At 38.0% G+C, this 5,024-nt stretch carries 4 protein-coding genes; all 4 read left to right on the top strand.

Annotated elements, in window-relative coordinates:
- Positions 1 to 565: 565 nt before the first annotated feature.
- Positions 566 to 1,477 (top strand): AAA family ATPase, encoded by a 912-nt coding sequence (locus RZN25_18030; GenBank protein MEQ6378707.1) that lies wholly within the window; start codon positions 566 to 568, stop codon positions 1,475 to 1,477.
- A gap of 166 nt (positions 1,478 to 1,643) precedes the next feature.
- Positions 1,644 to 2,906: a GTPase HflX gene (hflX, locus tag RZN25_18025; protein ID MEQ6378706.1), complete on the top strand. Its 1,263-nt coding sequence runs from the start codon at positions 1,644 to 1,646 to the stop codon at positions 2,904 to 2,906.
- A complete protein-coding gene (locus RZN25_18020; GenBank protein ID MEQ6378705.1) occupies positions 2,903 to 4,138 on the top strand; it encodes a methionine gamma-lyase family protein in 1,236 nt (411 codons plus the stop codon). The genes hflX and RZN25_18020 overlap by 4 nt, the downstream gene beginning before the upstream one ends.
- A 106-nt stretch (positions 4,139 to 4,244) precedes the next feature.
- Complete coding sequence (locus tag RZN25_18015; protein MEQ6378704.1) at positions 4,245 to 4,451, top strand: DUF1657 domain-containing protein; 207 nt, start codon at positions 4,245 to 4,247, stop codon at positions 4,449 to 4,451.
- Positions 4,452 to 5,024 lie beyond the last annotated feature (573 nt).

Below are 5,024 nucleotides of genomic sequence, written 5' to 3'. Positions count from 1 at the left end.
GTCGATGATCGAGGGCGCTTGCGCTTTTCTTATATATTATGAGAATTTATAACTTTAGTCGGTTGATAGTATAAGTAAAACTAAGGTTTCCTCATTAGGACTTGCACTCCAATGTATAAAGGGCTTCTAAGAAAACAAAATACGTTTTCAAGCATCCCTTAACAATAAGCTGAGTTTTTCAAATAGTATCAGCTATTCCGCATGAACACTTAGGTCATACGCGTTTGCACTTTCTAATGTGGAATATTTCCATTTCTGATTTCAAAAAAAAGAAGTGGATTTTGTGTATTCGCCTCATATAGTAGTGGTAAGGGAAAAATTAGTCGTTTATCTCGTATTAACGGACAGTAATACCCGCACCTTAGTTCTAAAGCAAAAGAAGAAGATCAGGTGGGGGATAAACTCCCATGAAAATAAAACATTAAATTTTTCATCCTTGTTGGTGAAGCTTGCTTCATGGTTAGCTACCCGTAAGACGATTGGTTAAACTAACAATCAGTAGAGGCACCCTTCTGATTGATGTTTCACTTTATTTCTCACTTGGACGACTAAGGGGTGATGAACATTGGAACATGCCGCTCAATACAATGATAAAGGCCAAATTAATATCGTACTTAAAAAATCAGGGGAAAAAATAAAAAAAGAGGAAAAGCAACATCATACCGAGGATAACCCTTTTGTAGCAGTAGATGAAGCTTTTTCTTCTTTTATTGGAATAAACCATTTGCAAGAAACAGTAAAAGAAATTTATGCAAGTTTAATTATTAATAAGAAAAGGATAGAAGTAGGTTTAAAACCATCTAAGCAATCTCTTCATATGCTTTTTCGCGGAAATCCAGGTACAGGTAAAACAACGGTAGCCCGAAAACTTGCAGAGCTTTTTCATCAACTGGAAGTCCTTTCTAAAGGTCATCTAATTGAAGCCGAACGGGCCGACTTGGTTGGAGAATATATTGGCCATACTGCTCAGAAGACGAGAGAGCTTGTTCAAAAAGCTTTAGGTGGAATTTTATTTATTGATGAGGCCTACTCTTTAGGACGGGGTGGAGAGAAGGATTTTGGAAAAGAAGCAATTGATACTCTTGTAAAGCAAATGGAGGACTATCATCACGATTTTGTTTTAATTTTAGCAGGATACCCCAAGGAAATGGATAACTTTCTTAAATTAAATCCAGGGCTTCGTTCTAGGTTTCCCTTTCATATGGAATTTAAAGACTATACGGTGGATGAGCTTTTACAAATTGCTTTTCAAATGGTAAAGGAAAGAGAATATATTCTTTCTAAAGAAGCTGAATGGAAGCTTAGGGACATTATCATGTCCGAAAAACAATCCAATCGTGTATCATTTTCGAACGGTAGGTTTATTAGAAATGTATTGGAGGAAGCTATTCGTAAGCAAGCTATGAGAAACATGTATCAACAAGGATTCAGAAGGAAAGAGCTAATGACCTTGACAAGTCATGACTTCGAATGGTGAGTTGGACTTATAAAAAGAAAGCGAATATTTTTATGCGGCGCAAGCTCCTGTCGAATAAAATCGGTTGCCACATATTTACCGATGGCTGGGTGCTTGCGCCTTTTCTTATTGATATTATGCTCACCATGAGAAATAATAAGGGTATATTGAAGAAAAGGATGATTTAATGGACATAAGAGAAAAAGTACTTGTTGGAGCCCTAGAATTTCCAGAAGTTGATTACGAAAGGTTTTTGGCTTCTTTAGATGAACTGAAAGAGCTTGTGCAAACTGCTCAAGGAGAAGTCATAGAAGTAGTAACACAAAAAAGAAATGGCCCGTCCCCTTCTTTCTATTTTGGGAAAGGCAAGATGGAGGAAATGAAACAATTCATTGAAGAATATGAGATTGACATTGTAATCATTAATGGTGATCTCAGTCCTAGTCAATCCAATAATCTGAGTCGTTATTTTGAGATACGAGTTATAGACCGAACACAACTTATTTTAGATATATTTGCGCAAAGAGCTAGAACAAAGGAAGGGAAACTTCAGGTCGAGTTAGCCCAATATCAATATATGCTTCCAAGGTTAGCGGGACAAGGGATTGCATTATCTCGATTAGGTGCTGGTATTGGTACTAGAGGTCCAGGTGAAACAAAGCTTGAGACGGATCGTAGACATATCCGGAGAAGAATTGACGAGCTAAAAGCTCAAATCCAATCAGCAGCAACTCAGAGAACGTTATATCGTTCACGTAGAAAAAGGAACCAAGTATTCCAAATAGCATTAGTAGGGTATACGAATGCAGGTAAATCAACTATATTTAACCAACTGACTTCGAGTGATACTCTGGAAGAAAACCAATTATTTGCCACTCTGGATCCTTTAACAAGAATGATACGACTTCCTTCAGGATTTCAAGTGCTATTAACAGACACTGTCGGTTTTATTCAAGACCTTCCGACTAGTTTGGTAGCGGCCTTTCGTTCAACCTTGGAAGAGGTCAAGGAAGCCGACCTATTGCTTTGTATAGTAGATGCTTCCCATCCGGACCATACGCAGCATGAAAAAACAGTTCAAAAACATTTAAAGGAACTAGATGCAGAGCATCTCCCAATGCTAACGGTCTATAATAAGATGGATAATGTCAATGATTTTGTACCTTATATGACACCATCCATACAAATTTCAGCGCGTAATAAAAAGGACATTGTAAGGTTAACACATAAAATAGAAGATGCTATTAAAGATACATGTGAACCTTACGATATTACTTTAGCATCTGATCAAGGGAATTTGATGACTAAACTAAAAAGAGAATCATTAGTGACTGAGTCAACTTTTGATGAAATAAAAGAGTATTATCGATATAAGGGTTATATACCTAAAGATCACGCACTGTATTCGTTGTTAGAAAATGGAGAGGTAGAAAGGGAACTAAATGAATGAATAAGGAACACATCGACGCGATTGAAAAAAAGATAGAAGAAATTCATCGTCAAATTGAAAAAAATGTGGAAGAGAATCAAAGGAGAGTACTTAAAGCATTCCAAAATTATAAAGTGAGTGACGGCCATTTTCATAGTAGCACTGGATACGGTTATGATGATTTCGGACGTGACACACTTGAACTTGTTTATGCAGAGGTATTTGGAGTGGAGGATGCGATTGTACGTCCTCAAATTGTTTCAGGTACTCACGCGATAACAACAGCCCTTTTTGGAATTCTTCGACCTGGTGATGAATTACTATACATTACTGGAAAACCTTACGATACCTTGGATGAAATCGTTGAAAGTAAATCAGATAAAGGATCTCTCAAGGATTTTGGTATTGAATTTAAGGCATTACCACTTACCGAGAATGATCAGTCAATTGATTATGATCTTCTTGGACGAACAATGTCTTCCAAAACCAAAATGATTGGGATTCAACGTTCAAAGGGATATGCCAACCGCCCTTCATTTTCTGTTACTCAAATCAAAGAGATGATTGATTTTGTGAAAGAAATTCATCCAGAGGTTATTGTTTTTGTTGACAATTGTTATGGGGAGTTTGTTGAGACAAGCGAGCCTACTCATGTGGGTGCAGACATCATGGCAGGATCCTTAATAAAAAACCCTGGAGGAGGAATAGCAAAGACAGGTGGTTATATTGTTGGGAAGAAACAACTCATTGAGCAGTGCGCATATCGCCTGACCTCACCTGGTCTTGGAAAAGAAGTAGGAGCCTCTTTGCAGATGTTGCAGGATTTTTATTTTGGATTTTTCATGGCACCACATATTGTGGGAGAAGCATTAAAAGGAGCGGTTTTTACTTCCGCTTATCTAGAATCCATTGGCTTTAAAACAAGTCCATCCTGGAATAGTCACCGAACAGATCTAATACAAACGGTAACTTTTACAAATAAGGAGGAAATGATAGGGTTCTGTCAAGCTATCCAATCAGCCTCACCTATAAACTCACATGTTACTCCTTATCCAAGTCCAATGCCTGGTTATTCGAATGAAGTCATCATGGCAGCGGGGACATTTGTTCAAGGTGGAAGCTTAGAGCTAAGTGCCGATGGACCGATTCGCCCTCCCTATACTGCATATGTGCAGGGAGGATTAACGTATAGTCACGTTAAAATTGCGGTAACTGAGGCAGTAAACAATATTAGAGAAAAAAACACCCAATAATGGGTGTTTTTTGTTTGTTACCTTCATTACGTTAATTTTAAGGATAAGAACCATTAAAGGGCGTAAAATAAAATTGTAGCTTATTATCCAAAGGAGGTTTATCCCATTGACAGTAGGAACTCAGTTACAACAAACGATTGCTAGTTGTGAAAGTACGCTTGCCAATTTACACACTTTTACTCTTGAAACACAAGATCAAAATGCTAAGCAAGTCTTCCAAAACTTAGCCCAGCAACAGGAACAAATTCTAACAAACCTTAAAGATCGTCTTCAATATATTCAAACGCAGGAACCACAATATAAGCAGCAATAGAGGGCGTTCAGCCCTCTTTTGTTATAGTATCAGCTATTTTTCCCACATGAACGGGCATCCAACCATGAAGCGGGCTTCACCAAAGTTTAGTTTGAGTGCTACTGATAATGCTTCAGTTGACAATAGCTTGGTTTGAGTGTTGTCGCTATCACTCCATAGTGACGAAAATGCATGTTTATGTGCCGATTTTTCGAAAGCCAGTTAACGTATGTTCCATCTGAACCTACCAGGTGACAAGATTAACTCGATGGACGTAAGGATTAGGTTGGGAGGTTTTATGGGTTTTGGGGGAGGCACTCAAACCACTGGACCTTTAGTTCATATCCTTGGGTGGTAACAATCAGTGGGGATTTTTTCATCCACCACTGACTGTTTGTTGAACCAATCGGAAGATAATAAAGTATAAAATTTGTCTAGCTCCAGCGAAAAAGCTTCCTCGAGTAATCTTCGAAGTTTTTGCCCCAAGTAATCGCACAAAGGAAAGTTACATAGAGCTACTTCGCAGTAAACAAGTGCTTTTCTTGTTTCAAAGGGCACTTGCGCTTTTCTTAAAAGATAAGAAATCATTATGGC

The sequence above is a fragment of the Bacillaceae bacterium S4-13-56 genome (assembly GCA_040191315.1).
Classification (GTDB): Bacteria; Bacillota; Bacilli; order Bacillales; family JAWJLM01; genus JAWJLM01.
This window is presented reverse-complemented; position numbering and strand designations above follow the sequence as displayed.

Coding starts and splice junctions, on each gene's coding strand:
- RZN25_18020 (MEQ6378705.1), top strand. CDS start 2,903: ATGAATAAGGAACACATCGACGCGATTGAAAAAAAGATAGAAGAAATT.
- hflX (MEQ6378706.1), top strand. CDS start 1,644: ATGGACATAAGAGAAAAAGTACTTGTTGGAGCCCTAGAATTTCCAGAA.